The sequence below is a fragment of the Accumulibacter sp. genome (assembly GCF_032229525.1).
Taxonomy (GTDB): Bacteria; Pseudomonadota; Gammaproteobacteria; order Burkholderiales; family Rhodocyclaceae; genus Accumulibacter.
Window position 1 is genome coordinate 5319 of sequence record NZ_JAVTWB010000151.1, and the last position, 2487, is coordinate 7805.

The window sequence follows — 2487 nt, forward strand, 5'->3', positions numbered from 1 at the left end:
GCGAACACCGAGGATCGACTGCGCATGTTGAACCGCTTGCGTGCCTGGCGCGAGCGCGGCTGGACGGCGATCGACGCCGACGCCTATGCGGCGACCTGGCGGCACTTCGGCGGCAGCGTGTTTACCCATCCAACGGTCGTTGAGCGCTTGTCCGGGCTGGCCGGTATTCCGGTGCGCTACCTGGGCTGGCCTGCCGACGGCGAGGATCGCTTGCTGGCGGCGATCCCCTGCTGGGGGCGCCATCTGGCGCTGTCCAAGGAGGTGCTGAAAAAACGTGGCCAGCGCGACCTGTTCGATCTGGGCAATGCGGAAGTCATTCTGCCGATCGATCCGCAGGCCTGTGTGCCGGTGCGTCAGCAGATGCGTTATGTTTCCGAGCTCAATGCGGGGCGGATCAGCGATCTCAAGGCACAGCCGGAAGGCCTGGCGCTGGCGCGTGCGCCGGAGGCGTATTCGAAAAAATTCCTCTACAATCAGCGGCGTGAGTTGCGGCTGCTGCAGGAGGCAGGGGGAAGCGTGCGGCAAATACTCGACTTTTCGCCGCTGGAGCTGGCCGCCATCTATGGCGACCTTTTTCAGCGCCGCTGGGGCTTTGCGGCTCGGGGCGCGGACCACCTGAACGAAGTGTTCGCGCTGCTGCGCGAGTTCATGACCGGCGCGGTGCTGTTGCGCGACGGGCAGCCGATGGCGATCCAGATTCTCTACCGGGTCGAAGCCCCCGCGTGGATCTCGCTGGAATACATCAATGGCGGCGTCGACCCGCAAACCTACGCCTTCAGCCCGGGAAGCGTGCTCAGCTTGGTCAACACGCAAGCCGCCTGGGCAGAGGCGCGCGCTCTGGGGAAACCCTTGCGCTTTTCCTTCGGTCGCGCCGATCGCGAATACAAGGATCGCTGGTGCCACCGGGTGCCGGCGTATCAGCTTTAGAGAAAGCCAGCGCACGCTGGCCGCAGAACGATCCCCTGCCTCGTCCGCGGGGGGCACGGCCTGGAACCGCTCATGAGTGCACGCAAACAACAACTGCTAAGTCGTCATCGTCGGCACAAGCGCCTGGCCCTGCTGATCGCACTGGTGCTGCTCGCCGCCCTGGCGGTCTTCGTCGCCTGGTGGCTGCTGCCGGCCTTGCTGGCGGTGGGCTGGATCGCCCACGAAGCGTGGTTTGCCGACCACCTCTTCTATTCGCCGCGCGACGACTACCAGTACCGCTTTCCGCCGGATACCGCGCAGCAGGACGTCTCGCTGCTCGATGGACGGGTCACGCTGAGCGCGCCGCTGGCCGATGGCGCGACCCTGATTCTCGAACTGGAATTGCACAGCACCGTGCTCGGTTCCTGCTTCGATCCGCAGGTCTTGCTCGGCGACGACCGGCAGGACTTCGAACGCGGCCTGCGGGGCCGGCGCTACCTGAACCTGTCGGGCCAGGCGGCGGCGCTTGGCAGGGGCGAGCTGTCGATCAGCGGCCGCTTCTGCCGCCTGCCGTCCACCGCCAGGCTCTACGCGCTGGAGAATTCGGACTACGCCAAACGGCGGGTCATGATCCTCGCACCGCACGCCGACGACGCCGAACTGGCCGCCTTCGCCCTCTATAGTCGCACTGCCGAGGTCGTCATCGTCACCGTGACGCAGGGCGAAATCGAGGCCGGCACTTACCGCCGATTGGGGCTGGATGGCGTCGCGGCGGCGCGGTTGAAAGGGCGTTTGCGCACCTGGGACAGCCTCGCCGTTCCGCTTTGGGGTGGTGTGCCGCAAAGCCGCTGCGTGCAGCTCGGCTACTACTGCCTGCAACTGCCGGCGATGCTTGCCGAACCGACGCGGGCGTTTGCTTCGCGCGAATCCGGCGAGGCCGACGTGCGTAGCGCGCGCCGGCACAATCCGCTGCTCCTGCCGGCCGACGCCGATGGCCTGCCGTCCGGGCAGAATCTGCGCGCCGATCTGGTCGCCTTGCTCGAGCACTTTCGCCCGCAAGTCATCGTTGCGCCGCACCCCGAACTGGATGCGCACGCCGACCACGTCGCCACCACGCAGGCGCTCCTGCTGGCGCTGCAGAATTCGTCCTGGAAAGCGGAGGTGGCCCTGCTCTACGCCAACCACCTGCACGACAATGACCGCTGGCCGATGGGTGCGGCGGGCTGCGGCATCGCCTTGCCACCGGCGCTGGTGTCGCTGCCGGCAGACGCCTTGTGGAGCCCGTGCCTGAGCGCCGAAGTGCAGCTCGACAAGGCGATGGCACTGGCCATGCAGCACGACCTGCAGGAGCGATTGCCGTTCAAGAAACGTCTGCGGCGCACCATTCAGCAACTGCTGGCAGGCCGCCGCTGGCCTGCCAGCGGTGAAAACGAGTTCTTTCGCAAAGCCGTTCGTCGCCATGAACTGTTCTGGGTGCGCCGCCTCGACGATTGAGTCAATGCGCGGGCGGCGCGGCCGATCGACGCCTTAATGTGAAAGTCGCGTACGCGACTCACGAATTTCCCTTCTCCCCAGCGCGGG

At 66.4% G+C, this 2487-nt stretch carries 2 protein-coding genes; both read left to right on the plus strand.

What is annotated here, in order from left to right; genetic code table 11:
- Positions 1-24 precede the first annotated feature (24 nt).
- The gene (locus RUW20_RS11680) at positions 25-927 is read left to right on the plus strand and encodes a GNAT family N-acetyltransferase (RefSeq protein WP_313952396.1); all 903 of its coding nucleotides are present in this window, start codon (positions 25-27) and stop codon (positions 925-927) included.
- A gap of 72 nt (positions 928-999) precedes the next feature.
- Positions 1000-2400: a PIG-L family deacetylase gene (locus RUW20_RS11685; RefSeq protein ID WP_313952394.1), complete on the plus strand. Its 1401-nt coding sequence runs from the start codon at positions 1000-1002 to the stop codon at positions 2398-2400.
- Positions 2401-2487: the final 87 nt, after the last annotated feature.